Source organism: Lachnoclostridium phytofermentans ISDg, from assembly GCF_000018685.1.
Classification (GTDB): Bacteria; Bacillota; Clostridia; order Lachnospirales; family Lachnospiraceae; genus Lachnoclostridium; species Lachnoclostridium phytofermentans.
On the sequence record NC_010001.1, the window covers coordinates 3,915,344 to 3,931,332 of the forward strand.

At 33.8% G+C, this 15,989-nt stretch carries 16 protein-coding genes; 3 read left to right on the forward strand and 13 right to left on the reverse strand.

Annotation, left to right across the window (positions count from 1 at the left end; genetic code table 11):
• Window positions 1–155: 155 nt before the first annotated feature.
• Both CPHY_RS16645 and CPHY_RS16650 read right to left on the reverse strand, forming a co-directional pair.
• Window positions 156–1,736: a response regulator transcription factor gene (locus tag CPHY_RS16645; RefSeq protein WP_041703747.1), complete on the reverse strand. Its 1,581-nt coding sequence runs from the start codon at window positions 1,734–1,736 to the stop codon at window positions 156–158.
• Window positions 1,737–1,842: 106 nt separating this feature from the next.
• The gene (locus CPHY_RS16650) at window positions 1,843–3,633 is read right to left on the reverse strand and encodes a sensor histidine kinase (RefSeq protein ID WP_012201216.1); all 1,791 of its coding nucleotides are present in this window, start codon (window positions 3,631–3,633) and stop codon (window positions 1,843–1,845) included.
• Window positions 3,634–3,981: 348 nt separating this feature from the next.
• On the opposite strand from CPHY_RS16650, the gene CPHY_RS16655 reads away from it, so the two are divergent.
• On the forward strand, window positions 3,982–4,533 hold the full coding sequence (locus CPHY_RS16655; protein ID WP_012201217.1) for a hypothetical protein: 552 nt from the start codon (window positions 3,982–3,984) through the stop codon (window positions 4,531–4,533).
• A 125-nt stretch (window positions 4,534–4,658) separates the two neighbouring features.
• Here CPHY_RS16655 and CPHY_RS21530 read toward each other — a convergent pair whose 3' ends face one another.
• The 5 genes from CPHY_RS21530 to CPHY_RS16670 form a co-directional block, all read right to left on the reverse strand.
• On the reverse strand, window positions 4,659–4,988 hold the full coding sequence (locus CPHY_RS21530; protein WP_095206822.1) for an IS3 family transposase: 330 nt from the start codon (window positions 4,986–4,988) through the stop codon (window positions 4,659–4,661).
• Window positions 4,985–5,623, reverse strand: coding sequence for a DDE-type integrase/transposase/recombinase (locus CPHY_RS21535; protein WP_012201219.1), 639 nt, complete (start codon window positions 5,621–5,623; stop codon window positions 4,985–4,987). Before CPHY_RS21535 ends, CPHY_RS21530 begins: the two co-directional genes overlap by 4 nt.
• 11 nt (window positions 5,624–5,634) lie before the next feature.
• Window positions 5,635–5,958 carry a helix-turn-helix domain-containing protein gene (locus tag CPHY_RS22490; RefSeq protein ID WP_330370843.1) on the reverse strand — a complete coding sequence of 108 codons (324 nt, stop codon included), beginning with the start codon at window positions 5,956–5,958 and terminating at the stop codon, window positions 5,635–5,637.
• Window positions 5,959–6,026: 68 nt separating this feature from the next.
• Window positions 6,027–6,317 carry a helix-turn-helix domain-containing protein gene (locus CPHY_RS22495; protein WP_330370844.1) on the reverse strand — a complete coding sequence of 97 codons (291 nt, stop codon included), beginning with the start codon at window positions 6,315–6,317 and terminating at the stop codon, window positions 6,027–6,029.
• 138 nt (window positions 6,318–6,455) lie between these two features.
• Window positions 6,456–7,799 carry a glycoside hydrolase family 28 protein gene (locus tag CPHY_RS16670; RefSeq protein WP_041703748.1) on the reverse strand — a complete coding sequence of 448 codons (1,344 nt, stop codon included), beginning with the start codon at window positions 7,797–7,799 and terminating at the stop codon, window positions 6,456–6,458.
• A gap of 422 nt (window positions 7,800–8,221) precedes the next feature.
• Between CPHY_RS16670 and CPHY_RS16675 the strand changes: the two genes are divergently transcribed.
• Window positions 8,222–9,379: an MFS transporter gene (locus tag CPHY_RS16675; RefSeq protein ID WP_012201222.1), complete on the forward strand. Its 1,158-nt coding sequence runs from the start codon at window positions 8,222–8,224 to the stop codon at window positions 9,377–9,379.
• 247 nt (window positions 9,380–9,626) lie between these two features.
• On the opposite strand, the gene CPHY_RS16680 is transcribed toward CPHY_RS16675, so the two are convergent.
• Together CPHY_RS16680 and CPHY_RS21870 are read right to left on the reverse strand one after the other, a co-directional pair.
• Window positions 9,627–10,109, reverse strand: a complete 483-nt coding sequence (locus CPHY_RS16680) for a GyrI-like domain-containing protein (protein ID WP_012201223.1) — start codon at window positions 10,107–10,109, stop codon at window positions 9,627–9,629.
• Between the two features lie 56 nt (window positions 10,110–10,165).
• Window positions 10,166–10,324, reverse strand: a complete 159-nt coding sequence (locus CPHY_RS21870) for a hypothetical protein (protein ID WP_157668749.1) — start codon at window positions 10,322–10,324, stop codon at window positions 10,166–10,168.
• Window positions 10,325–10,704: 380 nt separating this feature from the next.
• Between CPHY_RS21870 and CPHY_RS16690 the strand changes: the two genes are divergently transcribed.
• A complete protein-coding gene (locus CPHY_RS16690) occupies window positions 10,705–11,037 on the forward strand; it encodes a DUF1801 domain-containing protein (RefSeq protein WP_012201225.1) in 333 nt (110 codons plus the stop codon).
• A 140-nt stretch (window positions 11,038–11,177) separates the two neighbouring features.
• On the opposite strand, the gene CPHY_RS16695 is transcribed toward CPHY_RS16690, so the two are convergent.
• The 4 genes from CPHY_RS16695 to CPHY_RS16710 all read right to left on the reverse strand — a co-directional run bounded on the left by CPHY_RS16695 (window position 11,178) and on the right by CPHY_RS16710 (window position 15,903).
• Complete coding sequence (locus tag CPHY_RS16695) at window positions 11,178–12,206, reverse strand: ribonucleotide-diphosphate reductase subunit beta (RefSeq protein ID WP_012201226.1); 1,029 nt, start codon at window positions 12,204–12,206, stop codon at window positions 11,178–11,180.
• A 14-nt stretch (window positions 12,207–12,220) separates the two neighbouring features.
• Window positions 12,221–14,515, reverse strand: a complete 2,295-nt coding sequence (locus CPHY_RS16700; protein ID WP_012201227.1) for a ribonucleoside-diphosphate reductase subunit alpha — start codon at window positions 14,513–14,515, stop codon at window positions 12,221–12,223.
• 280 nt (window positions 14,516–14,795) lie between these two features.
• Entirely contained in the window at window positions 14,796–15,479 is a 684-nt protein-coding gene (locus CPHY_RS16705) for a hypothetical protein (RefSeq protein ID WP_012201228.1), read from the reverse strand.
• Window positions 15,469–15,903 carry an SHOCT domain-containing protein gene (locus CPHY_RS16710; RefSeq protein WP_012201229.1) on the reverse strand — a complete coding sequence of 145 codons (435 nt, stop codon included), beginning with the start codon at window positions 15,901–15,903 and terminating at the stop codon, window positions 15,469–15,471. The genes CPHY_RS16705 and CPHY_RS16710 overlap by 11 nt, the downstream gene beginning before the upstream one ends.
• Between the last annotated feature and the right edge of the window lie 86 nt (window positions 15,904–15,989).

Sequence of the window (15,989 nt, forward strand, 5' to 3'; positions counted from 1 at the left end):
CTCTAAGTGATTAGTTAAATCGTACCATTATTGTGCATTTTCAACAACCATACAAACTATAGATTATATCCATATGAACTGTATATACAAAAAATATCTTTCATATATAATTTATATATGCATAATATACAATACCAAAGGAGCATTTTCCCATATTACCTACTTTGATTTCGATATCTTGTCGGGGTACAACCCTTCACGGAGACAAAACGATTGATGAAGTAATCTAGGTTATGATAACCAACCAATTCAGCTACGATATACACCTTTTCGTCCGTACGCAGCAATAACTCCGCTGCCCGGTCGATACGATGATTATTCAAATAATCTTTAAATGGTAGGCCAAATTGTTTCTTGAATACCTGGCCCAAGTAAGCACTATTAATGAAATACTTTTCACTCAAAGATTTTAAACTTATATTCTCAGCATAGTTCTCCTCAATTTCCCTTTCAATACTAGCCAGAATACCTTTCGAGACATTTTTACGAAGTTGTTGCAAATAATCTGAAAAATCATAAGCAAATAACTTAAAATGCTTTCGGCTTCCACGCATAGCATCTCTATGGAAGGCATTTTTACTAATATATTGTAGGATTTCTTCTTGATTAATATTATCATCCTGTTTCGTTGCCAAATAAATCAGTTGATATAATATGTAACTAATGTTTAGATTTATAAGGTTATAATCCATATTAGACTGATTAATATCATCATAAATACTATCCACCATTGAGGAAATTTCCTCTTTATTGTTTTCTTCCACTGCTTGAATTAAGATATCTAATTTTCTTCTTTCTAATAAGGAGGCTCCATTTAAATTCATATTTTCTTCATAAAAGGTAATATCCTTATCATTTCGAAACATCTGTAAAGTCTTTGCAATCATTGCGGTTTGATACGACTCTGATAGCCTTGCTATCGAATCAACCTTATTCCCTACAAATAGCATAATTTTGCAGTTGATTCCTTCGCTTAATAGTTGGCTGAATTGTTTTAAATATTCCCCCTCGGTTACCCCCGCTTCATTTGCAAGATAATCACAATAAATAAAACCAATATCATAAGAGGAATCTTGTTTACCGACATCAAATATAACGTGGTATTCATCAACTTTTAGTAGCTCTCTTGCCTGCATATAGAGATTCTTCTGAATATTACGTTTATCTGATTCTGTTAGATTTTCCTGATTTGTAAAATCAAGATTAATAGTTATGTACTTTATTTCTTTTGATAGCATTAAATGTTTTGTTACATATTCGATATTGTAATTATCGAATTTTCCCCAGATGAGTGCTAAAAGATTGCGGTCAAAGAGTGCTCTTTCCTTTTCTCTATTTTCTATTTGCCGATTATTAAGCTCTTTGCTTTTTTGTGAAACTCTACGAAGTACCTCTAGTAATTCATCTTTTTGTACAGGCTTTAAAAGATAATCACAACAGTTGTGTTGGATTGCAGACCTAGCATATTGAAAGTCATAATATCCACTAAGAATAATATAGGATGCATCGGATAATTTTTCTTTTTTTATGTACTCTAATAGCTCGATACCATTCATCTCAGGCATTTTAATATCTGCAATGATAAGATCTACTTTCGTTTTCTGTAAAAATCGTATCGCTTCTTTTCCGTTCGCTGCTTCACCAATGATTGTAAACCCTTCTGCCATCCAATTGATAAGCATTGCTAACCCTTGTTTGATATATGGCTCATCATCCACTACTAAGACTCTTAACATGTTAATCCTCCATTCTGCCGCAATCCCGTGAATTTGGACGACAGTACAATATTCGTAACGTGTCATTCTGACACACTACCTTCTACTTTTCAATGGCTTACTGTCCTTAACAAGTGATAATCGGTAATTTTATAACTATTGTTGTACCAACCTTTTCTTCGCTATCAATTTTTATATCAAACATTTCATCACAAAACATTCTAAGCCTTACGCAAGCATTTAAGATACCAATCGATTCACTATTTTCAATCGTTTCAATATTGGAAGCGTTCATATGCTCCTGAAGCGTCTTTGCTTGCTCTTCTGACATTCCAATACCGGTATCCTCCACTTCAATCGTAACACTACCCTCATTTTCTGTAATATAGATAAATATCCATCCCTCGTTACTCATACTCTCGATTCCGTGCACGCAAGAATTTTCAACGAAAGTCAGGATTGTTAACTTAGGAATCTTATATCGTAAACATGCTTCATCGACTTGGATTTGATATAATAATTTGTTACCAAATCGATATCTTTGAAGTTGCAGATAAGCTTCTACAAAATCCATCTCTTCTTTAATGGTTATAGTATCTGCTCCCCAATCCACAGACTTTCTCATTAGGATAGCTAATTTCCCAATAATGTGAGCCGTTTCATCCTCATTCTTAATCAAGCTTCTCATACGAATACTCTCAAGGGCATTAAACATAAAATGAGGGTTAATCTGACTATGAAGCGCCAAAAGCTCCGCTTGCTGCTTTGCTAAGTTTAACTCTTGTCTCTCAAGCTTATCCTTATATACAACCTGAATTAAGTCCTCCATCTTTAAAACCATTAAGTTATAGTTTTTAATTAAATCTCCTATTTCATCTACACTAGCTTCCTCAGTTATCATATCAAACTTCTCTTCTTTTACCTTGTCTAGGTACTCTCCAAGAAGAAAGATTCTCCGAGTATTGGACTGATTGACTAGATACATAATCGTGATTGGCAGTAGTAAGTTAGCTAATATTAAAATAAAAAAGATTGGTATATTGTTTTTTAAACCTTCTATCATATTCGACTGGTAACCAACGATATAAATATCCCAGTCCCTACTATAAAGATGCATTTGTCTTTCTGCGTGTTCTCCCTTTAATTTGCCTACGTCCCATTTTGAAAATTCTTTACTTCCAGAGGTTATCCCATCATTGGAAAAGATGATATTATCACCATCACATACATAAACCTTTGCATCGTATTTTGTGTTCGTAATATCTTTTTGAATAATACTATAGTCTACATCAAGTTTTACAATCTTCTCTAGGCTACTCTTACCATAATAATCTAACCTTCTAACAATAGAAATTGTCCTGCCCGTATCGTTGGTATATAAATTATTCTTATTATAGTCGTAATATGGGAAAATGATTAAATTTCTTCCACTAGAGGATAGATAATGATACCATTCTGTATTGACAATCTCACTGATTTTAGCAAATTTTCCTCCATTGGTAATCGTGTCATTATCCGCAAATAGTATGACATTACTAATCTTTAATCCAAGACTTTGATGTAAGATATAATTTCTTTTTAAGGAGTCATAAGCACTGTAATAATCGTATGGAGAAGTATATACTGTATCTAAGAATTTACTGATGATTCGATTTGTGTACATATCATTTGTAATCGTAACCGCATTGCTAAAAGAGGAGGTAATATTATATTCCACTGCTTCAGCTATGTTTTCTAAGTTTCTTTTTCTGGATGCTTTTTCTGCATCATATACAATTTTTAAAATCAACCCATTTGTTACAATTACAGGAATCGCCACACAAAATATGTATAGAAAATAAAGCTTTTTTTTCAAAGTATAATTATCAAGCTTTTTTATTTGTTTCTTAAAAAATTTAGTTAGTAAGTCACTATTCATGAGCCCCCATTTCCTGCATAGAATACGCACTTAACATTAATAATTTCATTTCATTGCTACTTCTTTGTCTTACCCCCACTACCCCTATATAAACTATAGCATGCTTCACTTACCAAATCTTGTCATTTATTGCTCAAAACTATCTATTCGTTGCTATTTTTGCCGATAGGACTAAAAATAGTATTAATTTAGGACAGTTTACAGGTTAATGCCCTTACGGCGTCTGGTATAATAGCATTATGAATGTTCTAGAGATCGAAATTCTCTTACAAAATCTACTAAATTTAGATTGTATTACTATAGTCTATGTTACTATAGATTTAGTTTATAAAAAAGGGGTGGTCGGCTATGAAATTAAGAAAATTAAAGAAAATAGTAAGTTGCCTTATTGTATCTCTAATATTAGCAGCTTGTAGCAGTCAGAAACCTGTTGAAGAAACAATTAAAATCAGTGCTGACTATCCTTCTTATAAAAGCGCATCTGATATTTGTGATAAGGCAGATTTAGCTGTGAAGGTCAAATTAAAAGAAGTAACACCAAATGTTATAATTAATTTTTCGTTAGGGCAAGAACCAGCAAATTTCCCAGTATCTCTATATTCTTTTGAAGTGTTAGATACGTTGAAAGGAAGCTATACCGAAGATGAAATATCCATTCCTGTTATAGGTGGTATAATGGACGGAAAATATTATGAGACAAGTGATGCTGAGATCAAATTCATGAATGATAAGGAATATCTTTTATTATTAGAATCCTTTGAGGAAGAAGGAGTCTATCCAGTTTTACTAAATGATACGCAGTCAGTTTTTGAATATGATGCACAACGAGTAGAATCAACCGTTGCTAGCACTAACCCATTTTCATTATCTGATATTTTAAATGAATTAAATGCACAGTAGTCTTATGTCATTGACAGTTAAAAAAGAAGAGTATGTTCCTCATCATGAACTGACCCCTGTCAAGTAGACAAGTAAAATAATTAAAAATGTATTAGATAATGCGATCACATTTGTGGTCGCATTTCTTATGCGATTCGTTCCTTTTTCTTTGCTTCTAATTCTGCTTTATAAGCAAGAATTCTTTTGTTTTCTGGTATTGGATATTTAACTGGAAACTCTGAGTTGATAGCCGCCTTCCGAACTTCCATTGGTGCTAAGTTACTAAAGCGTTCCTGATATCGTCCATTGTTATAGTATTCTATATATTCAGCGATTGCCTGACAAAGTTCGTTTTCATCAGCGAAATCTGATATATAATACATTTCAGATTTGATAATTCCCCAAAGACCTTCTGTTGGACCATTATCAATACAGCAACTAACACGAGACATAGATTGAGTCATTCCTTGATTCAAAAGTTTCTTCTGAAAAACTTTGTTTGTATATTGAAATCCTCTATCACTATGAAAGAGGGTGTGACATCTGGATTAGATTTAAGTGCTAAGTCATATGTATCAAAAACAAGCTTGTTATCATTGTGGTTGCTTAGTACATATGACACTACTGACTTATCATAAAAATCTAGAATGGCACTTAAATATACTTTCCTATTACTCATAGGCACTTTGAATTCTGTAACATCTGTTCCCCATTTCTCATTAGGTTTTGAAGCCTCAAATTCCCTATGTAAAATATTTTCAGCAGTTGTTTCTGGTGTTGAATAACGATACGGTTTTCGCTGCTTTCTAATTACAGATTTGATGCCATATACACGCATAATACGTTGTATTCTACCTTTACTATAATGCTTGTTTTTATCTCGGTTAATGTAATTACGCATTCTACGATAGCCTAAAGTATGTTTGAACTTTTCATCGTATTCCTTGATCCATAGAGCTATCTTTTCGTTTTCAATCTCTTCTTTTGGCTGTTCACGATTCAACCACTTATAGTATCCTGTACGTGAAACATTTAATTGCTGACACATCCAGCTTATATCCCAATCTTTTTCTGTTTTGAAAAACTGAATAGTAAGATATTTAGGCTCCATTTTTCCCTTGGCTAGAATCGCCTCCTTTCGAATTCCTTCACTTTTTTTAACAGTTCTACAATCATATCTCTTTCTTCAAGCTGGCGTTTCAGACGTTTGTTTTCCCTCCGAAGTTTCTCTAGCTCATCAACTTCTTCATCAGATTTGTGATGACCACGTTTATCTGCCAAGCCCTCTTCACCACTAGCATTGTATTTGCGAACCCAGCTATAGACTTGACTATAAGAAACATCATATTGTTCAGCAGTATTCTTATAATCACATCCATGTTCGATACAGTATGCAACGATTTCCTTACGTTCTTCAATTGTTACTTTTCTTCTTGCTTCAGCCATATAGACCTCCTGTTTCGGATTATAATCCTTTAGTTCCATATCGCTATTATACACTGAAATCCATCTTGCTAAAGAAGAAACCGCACAAATATTATATTTAGCCATGAGTTCTGGGAGCGAGCCATTTCCAGCAATATATTCCTCGACAACCATGGTTTTAAATTCTTTTGTATAACTTTTCCGCTAGTTGAAATAAACGCTTCTGCTCCTTGATTTTGAAATAATAGAACCCATTTACGTACAGTTTCTTTACTAGCAATTTTCAGTTCTGTACATATCTCTTGTAGGTTCTTTGATCCAGTTAAATAATCTTCAACAGCCTTTAATTTTTGAGCTGGTGAAGAAGGTGATTTAGACATAATAAAATCCCTCCAAAGTAGTTTTGGTTATTTACCATGTCTACTTTAGAGGGATCATATCATCAGATGATGAATTTATACTCTTCTTCTTTTTTTATCTGGTTATCTTTCTATAAGATGTTATCTCACTATAAGACGTTATCTCTCTTTAAGATTAACTTCTTCCATGGTACAATCCTCAGACTCATATAATTTATTCTTAGAGATGTGATATGGCCCTTCATAACGAACTCTGCCACTAACACGAAGCCCATCAACACTCCTAGCGTAAACAGCTGGAATACTATGAGGATATACATGACGGAGGGATGGTTGTTCATCAAAAAAGCCAGAATTTTGAGTTCCTTGACTGCACATTGTAACCTCAAGATTAGAGATCGTAATATTTTCAATCCTTGCATCCTCTTCTCCTGCTAAGAATACACTGGATTCTGCCTTCATATATATATGGTCAAAGGTTATATTTCTTATCTTTCCTGGATAGTTACGATTTTCATTTCGGTAAGTTGCATTAATAAAGATAGGCTCTCCATTCCCCCACCACATGGTAGGGCCTTCTGAGCGTTCTCCATCTGCATACTTTAAGACGCTTCCAGTAACATGATGCACGTGTATGTCTTCTATTGTAGCCCCATCTCTTACCCAGATACCAACACCTCTAGAGCACTCCTTAATTACACAGTCACTAAGCATAACATTTCGGATATCTCCATGAGTCTCTGTTCCAATCTTTAATCCCGAATCACGTGAATATAGAATACAGTTATTAATCACTATATTTTCACAAGCTCCATACTTTTGAGACATCGGTTTCGTCGCTTTAACTACGATTGCATCATCCCCTGTCTTTACTAAGCATCCGCTAATCATAACATCCTGACAGCAATCTGGATCAATGCCATCATTATTAGCACCACGAATATCATTTAATATCTTAATATCTTTTACAAGAACGTGGCGGCAACCAGCCATATGTAAGGTCCAGAAAGCTGCATCTCTGATTGTAATATCCTTTACCGTTAGATTTGTAACGTCTTCTAAAAACGTTGTTCTTGGACGAAAGGCCGATACATTTAATGGGCATTCATGTGCACCATTATCTGCATTGTCATCAAAGAATACCTTATCTCCCTGTCCGTAGATAGTTCCTTGTCCCGATATTGTAATATTTTCTTCATGACAAGCGAATATAAAACATCCTCCATCCCATCCAGTCGTTTGATTATCATCTTCAAATAGCTTTGCAAAATCTAGGATATCTTCTTCCTTCAGACTACTAATTAATACAGCTCCCATCTCCAAATGAAAATCTATATTACTTTTTAAGATAATTGTTCCACTTAAGTAATTACCCGCAGGAACAACTACTTGTCCTCCATGGATTGTTGCTTCATCAATAGCCTTTTGAATTGTAGCCGCATTGTTAGTTACACCGTCTGCTACAGCTCCATAATCTAATATATTATAGACTTTTCTAACCATATCACTCTCTCCTTCTAAAGTAGATTTTCTACTCCGACACTCGCAATATAATTTGGCATAAACATCATCAGAGTAAGCTTTATCTCTTGTATAATATTTTCCGTATATCTTTAACAGTATTATAAACGACATTTCCAAATACTTCAATTCACTGTTTATCTTTTCTCAACACTTTCTCCAGGATCAATACAAAACGGCTCTGTGCGACATCTGTTTTTCTACAATAACGAGTTGCATTAGTTATGCTCCATATAAGTCGTATTTGTATCATCCATACAAGTCGTATTAGTCGTATAGTCGTATTAGATTCCTCCTTTTGGTTGTTTGAATTAATAAATGGGTGTATAATGAAACTTACTAAAAATATTGTAAAATAGTTATAATAAATTATATTAGATAATATTTACAGAAAGGGATAATGATTGGACAGTTATAAACGTAAAATATTAACAATTTCTTTTCTATCAATCCCTCTATCGGCTGGGATTGCATTAGTACCTGTATTATCAAATATTGCGGCTGCATTTCCAAACCAAGAAGGATGGATACAACTACTCATAACAGTTCCATCTTTATTTATGATGTTTTCGTCGCTCTTAACCGATAAGCTATCAGAAAAAATATCACTGAAAACCACTACCATAATCAGTATTATCATCATTCTTTTTTCTGGAATATCGCCATATTGGATAAACAATTTTGCCTATCTATTATGCACACGTGCTTTTATGGGTATCGGGTTAGGACTGTTGAATACTGCCATTGCAAGTTTGCCAGCACTTTACTTTTCTGATAATAAAGCAAGAGATAGCGCAGTAGGTATTCAATCAGCTTTCGTGTGTGCTGGGGGAATATTATTTAATATTTTAAGTGGTAGCTTTGCAAAATATAATTGGAAATTTGTATTTCTTGTTCAGCTTTTAAATATCGTTCCTTTGATAGTAGCAATCATCTTAATGCCAAAGACAGAGAATAAAAAGGTTGAAACAGATATTCCTAACAAGAAAAATATTTTCGTTAGGAGTGCTATACCAGTAGCCGCTATTAGCTTTATTTGTATAATCTTAACATGTACTTATCCGCTAAACGTCTCCTTATTCGTCCAGAAAAGTGGTCTTGGCAACTCACAATTTGTAGGCCTATTAGCAAGTATTAATTCTGCGATTGGATTTTTTATCGGTTTAGTTTTCGGTAAAGTGTATTCTAAAATCAAAGGTAAAACTCTTACACTAGGGTTGATACTAACAGCTACAGCCTTGTTGATTGTCAGATTTTCACCTAATCAAGCTATTTTGCTAATAGGTAGTGTTTGCTTTGGAGTTGGCACCAGCTTTATATCTCCAACACTGTATTCAATGCTTTATAAGAGAGTGAAGCAAGAAGAAATCGTATTATCTGTAGCATTGTTAGGAATAGCCAGCAACGTATCACAATTTGTTTCGCCTTTTTTAATTAATCCTATTGCTAAAGCAGTAGATAGCAATAATATTGAGGGGACTAGAATTTTAGTCGCTAGCATTCTTATTATAATTTTGATACTTATACTGAAACTACAGAAAAAAGAAAAACAGGAAGTATGAAATCTTTAAAACGCCTCAAGGATAATGAGTTGAAAAGCCGATGAATCCTTGAAGTTAAAGATAATTGGGGCACAACGGCATAGTAGTGGTTTATTATTGTACCTAGATACAACAAAACAGCGATATACACCCCCGTTAGGTGGGCTGCAAATCGCTGTTTTTTATTGTCGTTTCCAAAGGAACTTCCCGCTTGGTACACGACCTTTTGATGCAAGTTGTTTAATGTTTATACGCTCTAAATTATTCGCTATTTCTTCACTGGTCTAATCGGAACCCATACTTCACAGACATAATCCGGAGCATCTACATCTCCAATTGGGTAAAATTCGATTTCAGGCCCTTCTTCATGCTCATAACCAGAAGTTAAAAACCATTCTGTATTCATACGCTTAAACGTTTCTTGAATCCCCGTAACTCCGTTACATTCAAACTTCACCCAGGTAAACTCAGGTACTTCTAATACTTCATAGCCCTCTGCTATCTGATCTTCTGATTTTATTGCTATCATATAGCGGAATCTTTCTTCCGCAAAATGAAAGTCATAGCAAACCCCATACATTGCTTCCTGTTTCCTGCCATTTATATTAACAATCTTATCGCAGGTACCATCCGAGTTAAACTCTTCCCACATCTTTGGTATCAGTTTAAAGTTTTCTCTATTATTAATTGTAATTTCTCTTGAGATTCCAGCCAAACGAAATCCATCCATCTTTTCAATTCGATATTTCATAGCTTCTGCTCCTTTTATTGATATTTGAAAGGTGATTCTTGGATAAAGCTTTAACTTTACTCCTGGGATGCGCGCTTCCTGTGGAGTAATAACATCCTCTGAAAATTATAAGAAGAACATAATGCCTTAGCTGCTATTCTTTCATAATCTACTTTGATACTTAGATTCTCTTCGATATAATCAAGCGAAGCATTCATATACTCAAGCCAATCCATAACACCGCTCCTTTCATATTCATGATAGAACAACTTAAGATTAAAGTCGCAACTTTTTGTGCACGGAATTATTATCTGGTATGTATTTGTAATTTTAGATTTATTATATCACAGAACTATATTTTCTCACTAGTAATAACCTCTGTTCTTTTCACTCATGGTTTGAATCCAACAAATGACATAGCGATCTTCATTTTTCTATATCATATAAAAATAACTTTTACTGTCTAATCTACTATGTTATAATATTTATATATCCAGAATATTCTGGTAGTCAAGAATAGAATATCCAATGAGATGAAACCTGCGGTCAGGCTGAAAAAACAATACTTTTTTCAACCTTATTAAAAAGGTGTGAAAGCGCCGGAGAAGAGGTTACAATGAACGAGGACATCCGTAATTACATAAGCAGTTTCGATTTAAAAACTATGCAACGATTTGATGAACTTTATGATTTAATTGAGCAATGTGCACCGAACGGCTCCTATGAAAAATTATGGGCTAAGATTCCTTCTTTTTATTATAAGGAACAATTTATACGACTTATACCGTTCAAAGATCATATTAATATTGAAGCAATAGCAGTTCTATCCTTTAAAGATCAATTACTAGGTTATAATATAACTCCAAAAGGAATGCTTCAAATCTATCATAGTGAACCAATCCCTTATGAAGTTCTGAAAAAAATATTTACAGAAAGTTTTAATTCATAGGCAAGTGAGCTTTTACAAAATAGATGAGTAATCAATCTATGGAGTAAAAGCTCTTTTTTGATTTAACGACAAGAGAGCGTCACTCCATAGCTGAATTAGATATGTTACGACGCTCCCTTTGTCATGAATATGGAATTTCTCTACTGCAAATCGTCAAAATCAAATACCGCTGCTTTTGTATAATTCGTTACTTTTGCTTCGAAAAAGTCAGTCTTCGTACTATTGATGTTAGAGAATGACTCTATCCATTCCATTGGATGTTTCGTAATTTCCGGATAAAGTATTTCTAAACCAACTGCCCGTAATCTTTGATTGGATAAATACTTAATATATTGATCAATTAGTTCATTATTGATGCCAAGTATCTGGTTATCCGTAACATATTGGCCCCAAGCAATTTCGTGCTCAACACCAGTTCTCATCATCTCACGAAGTTCCTCCTCTAAGCCTTTGGTAAACATCTCTTTCTGTTCAACACGAAGCTCTTTCATGATATTTTGAAATAGTACCAAATGAGTAATTTCATCTCGGTTGATATATTTAAAAATTGTACTGGTAGCTGTCATCTTTCCTTGCCTTGCTAGTGTATAGAAAAAACTAAACCCGGAATAAAAATAAATTCCCTCAAGAATATAATTTGCAAATACTACACGTACAAAATTTTCATCACTAGGTTCATCACTAAATCTCTGATAAATATTTGCAATAAATTTATTACGTTCCAAAAGATACTTATCCTCTCTCCATATATCATATATTCGATCTCTCGTCACTGGATTTGTCACGGTATCTAAGATATAGGAGTAACTTTGTGCATGAATTTCCTCTTGAAATGCTTGGACATTTAGCAAGGAGGATACTTCTGGAGCTGTAATATACCTTGATATATTCGGTAGATTTTCACTTTGTATCGAATCTAAGAAGTTGAGGAATGCGATGATTTTATCGAAGGCATTCCGTTCTCCATCTGTTAAGTAAGGAAATTGTTTTACATCCTCTTGCAGTGAAATTTCTTCTGGTATCCAAAAGTTATTAAGCATTGTACGATAAATCAAACGAGCCCAGTCGTATTTGATACGATTCCACTCTCTTAGATTCGTTGTATTTCCCTTAATTAAACAATCGGTACCACGATCTCCATACTCATTAAAAATTTTCTTCTTCTCCATGATTTACCTCCACTTTAACTAGAACAGCTTGTACATTCATCCATCTCAAGCGACTGATTTCTAACATAGTAAATCGTCTTTAGACCTTTTCTCCAAGCTTCCATATATAAATTTAAAATATCAATTGCCTTATATTCTGGCGTGATATATAGATTAAACGACTGAGACTGATCAATGTGGCGTTGGCGTATTCCACATGCACGAATACTAAATTGCTGATCAATCGTATGTGCTTCTTTGTATAGCCAGAAATTCGATGTATTTAAATCTGGAGCAGTTTTTGGTATAAAACTTCCCTTCTTTTCTTCAATAAAATATCTCTTAAAGATAGGATCAATACCCGCTGAGGTATTTGCAATGTTAGAGGTACTTCCCGTAGGCGCAACTGCTGTAATGTAGCCATTTCTCATACCATGCTCTGCTACCTCTTTACTTAGTGCTAACCAACGGTCACTGGTATAATCTCTGCGCTTAAAATACTCACCTGTTTCCCACTCGGAGCCATGAAAAGCTTCATATTTTCCCTTTTCCTTTGCAAGTTCCATCGAGGCTTTGATGGCTTGATATGCTATTTCTTCAAATAAGTCATCCGCTTCCTCAAGATGTTTTTGTGTCTCCCAGCCAATACCGTGATTTACAAGGTAATGATGGTATCCACTTGTCCCAAGTCCGATTGCACGGTATTTATCACTGGTAATACGGGCTTCTGCTACCGGTGTCTGATTTAAAGTAATGACATTATCAAGCATACGAATTTGTAACGGAATATTAACTGCTAAATCTTTTTTTTCAATCCTACCAAGACTAATTGAATTTAGATTACAGGTTACCATATCCCCTGGCTTAATCTTTGTAATAATCACTTTAGCACCAGATTCATCTTGAATCAATTCTTCTCGTAGCTCACTTTCGCTCATGTTTTGTGTTATCTCCTGACATAGGTTCGAGGAATAAATCATTCCAGCGTGTTTATTCGGATTTGCCTGATTTACCGTATCACGGAAGAAGATAAATGGTGCTCCCGTCTCAACGGCACTCTTCATAATCCGTTTCATCACTTCAAGTGCAGGAACTGTAATCCTTGGTAACTCTTTACATTCTTCACATGCAAGATAGCGCTTTGTAAACTCGTTCTCTGCCACTTCATCATAGCTATCCTCCAAAGAAAATCCCATTACCTTATTTACCAGATAAGGATCAAATAATGACCATTCTTCTCGTCGCTCTAACCGTTCCATGAATAGGTTCGGTACACTAAGTGCGGTAAATATATCATGAGCCTTTCTTCGATCATCTCCATTGTTTGTTTTAAGGTCAAGAAAATCATATAGGTCAGCATGCCAAATATCAAGAGTAATGGTAGCTCCTCCCTTTCTCCTTCCTAATTGATCCACTGCAATTGCAGTATCATTATAGAGTCGTACCCATGGAATTACTCCTCCGGAAGCATTTTTGTTACCTCGTATCTCACTATTTAAAGCACGGATTTTGCCTACATAGATACCAAGCGCACCCCCATGCTTACTCACACTAGAAAACTTCTGATTTACATCATAAATAGACCATAGATTATCTCCTACTACCGAGATAAAACAGCTGCTTAGCTGATAAAAAGGAGTACCTGCATTGGCAAGAGTAGGGGTCGCAACCGTCATCTGAAGACTACTAAGTAAATCATAAAACTTCTTCGCGTATTCCATACGCTTTGCCTTTTCTTCCGGAATAGCAAGATGCATCGCAATTACCATAAATCTCTCTTGAGGAAGTTCAAAAACTTCCTTTTTAAGTCCCTTCACCAGATAACGATCAGATAACAGTTTTACACCTTCATAATTAAACAAATAATCTCTTTCTGGCTTAATATATGCTCCTAACTCTTTTATCTCTAATTGAGTATACGCATCGGTTAGATATGATCCGTAAAGTTCTTCCTCCACCAACGAATTTACAAGATTTAAAAAATCCCCATATCCAAAATGCTTATAATGACGTTCTATTGCTGCTTCTTTATACAAATCAAATACAAACAATCTCGCTGCAACATACTGCCAATTGGTATGTGTTTCACGCATGATATTACCAAATTCATCTTTCTTAGTATGAATTACTTTTTCAATCGCTGTTTGAACTAACATCTTTTGAATTTCTTTCGTACTCATTCCGTCCACAAACTGGATCCTCGCATCCAGTTCCAGCTCAATTGGGTCACACCCTTCCAAACCCTCACAAGCAAATGCAATCATTCTCTTCGTCTTTTCCACACATAACGGCTCATAGGTTTGATTACGCTTTTTAATCATAATATCCATAGTTTTTACTCACCCTATCTTTTTTATTGGCTACAATATATAGTGTCAACTTTAGACTTATCATTAAGTTTAATACTATATAATGTCATAGTAATAATTATCATTATTAGTTATATATTATAACGACACAAAAAAATAATCAAGAGTGAATTACGTTTTTTACTTATTTCCAGAATTTTTTTTGGATGTAATATTACTAAAAAGGATATAAGAAAGGGAAGAACAGACTGTAAGACTGTTCTTCCTTCGGTATACTAAGAATATTAAGATAATAACTATTTTAATATCTTGCGATCAATTCTTTTCTTTTTGTTACATACTCTTCCTGGCTAACCAATCCTTTTTGAAGTAAATCTTGTAATTCTAGAATTTCATTTTCAAGTCTGCTATTAGGTTTAAGTACTATATTATTGAAAAATAGTATAAGCAATGCTATTAGAAATGGAATTTCCCATAAGTTGATTATTATATAATATAATCTTTGCGTAAAATCCTCATAATAATTTAGTTTTAATATATTATCTAATTTATTATAGATGCTATATGATAAAATTATAGAAAGCATCACAATTGCTAAATAACTTAACTTCTTTTGGAATACCCAAATAATTACACATACTAATATAATGATAAGTATAATTACATTAAATACTGCATTAGTCCTATCATTCCTAAAATCCCATTCCCATAAAGTAAAGCTGGTTTTTGACAAGGTAAAATAACTGACTGCATATAATATTAATGGAATATTAAGAAGCTTTTTAAACTTAATATTATCAAGTAATGTAAAACCTACAAATACTAATGCCATAATTATTAGGGACAAAAAGTATGTTATTTTCATACTACTTGATAAATACTCTAATATTTTTTTATTTAAAAAAATTATACAAAATTGCAAGAATGCGAACACAAAAGCTATAAGTAAAAATACAAAAATAGATTTCGTTTTTTTATTTTCCATTTGATTCACCCATTATGACTTTCTTCTTTTCTTCATATTCACTCTTTGTTATAATGCCTTTCTCTGCAAGTGCTTTTAACTCATTTAATTTCCCAGATATTTCTCTCTCACTTTTTATTCTTTGTATAAAATTTACCTCTTTTATTTCAGATAAATTATCGTATGAACATGCAATTTTAAGAACACCCATGAACATGATAGCAGCCACTATGAGGCACGCCCCTGAGATAGCCATATAACCAGCAAAATAAGTACCATTAATTATGAAGTTATAAGCATCTCCATTTACATATACATTGGTTGATTCCTGTTTATTATCATACGTGTTTTTCTTATTCAATCCTAGTCCAAAAAAGATTACTGCTAATAAAGCAAATGTAATTGATAGAGCGACTAGATACTGAAATGCTTTTTTCTTTTCCATCCTAAACCCCCATTAATTTATTTTTTCGTAAGTAATATGATCATTATACCATAATTTTCTATGAAATCCATACATTTACATAAATT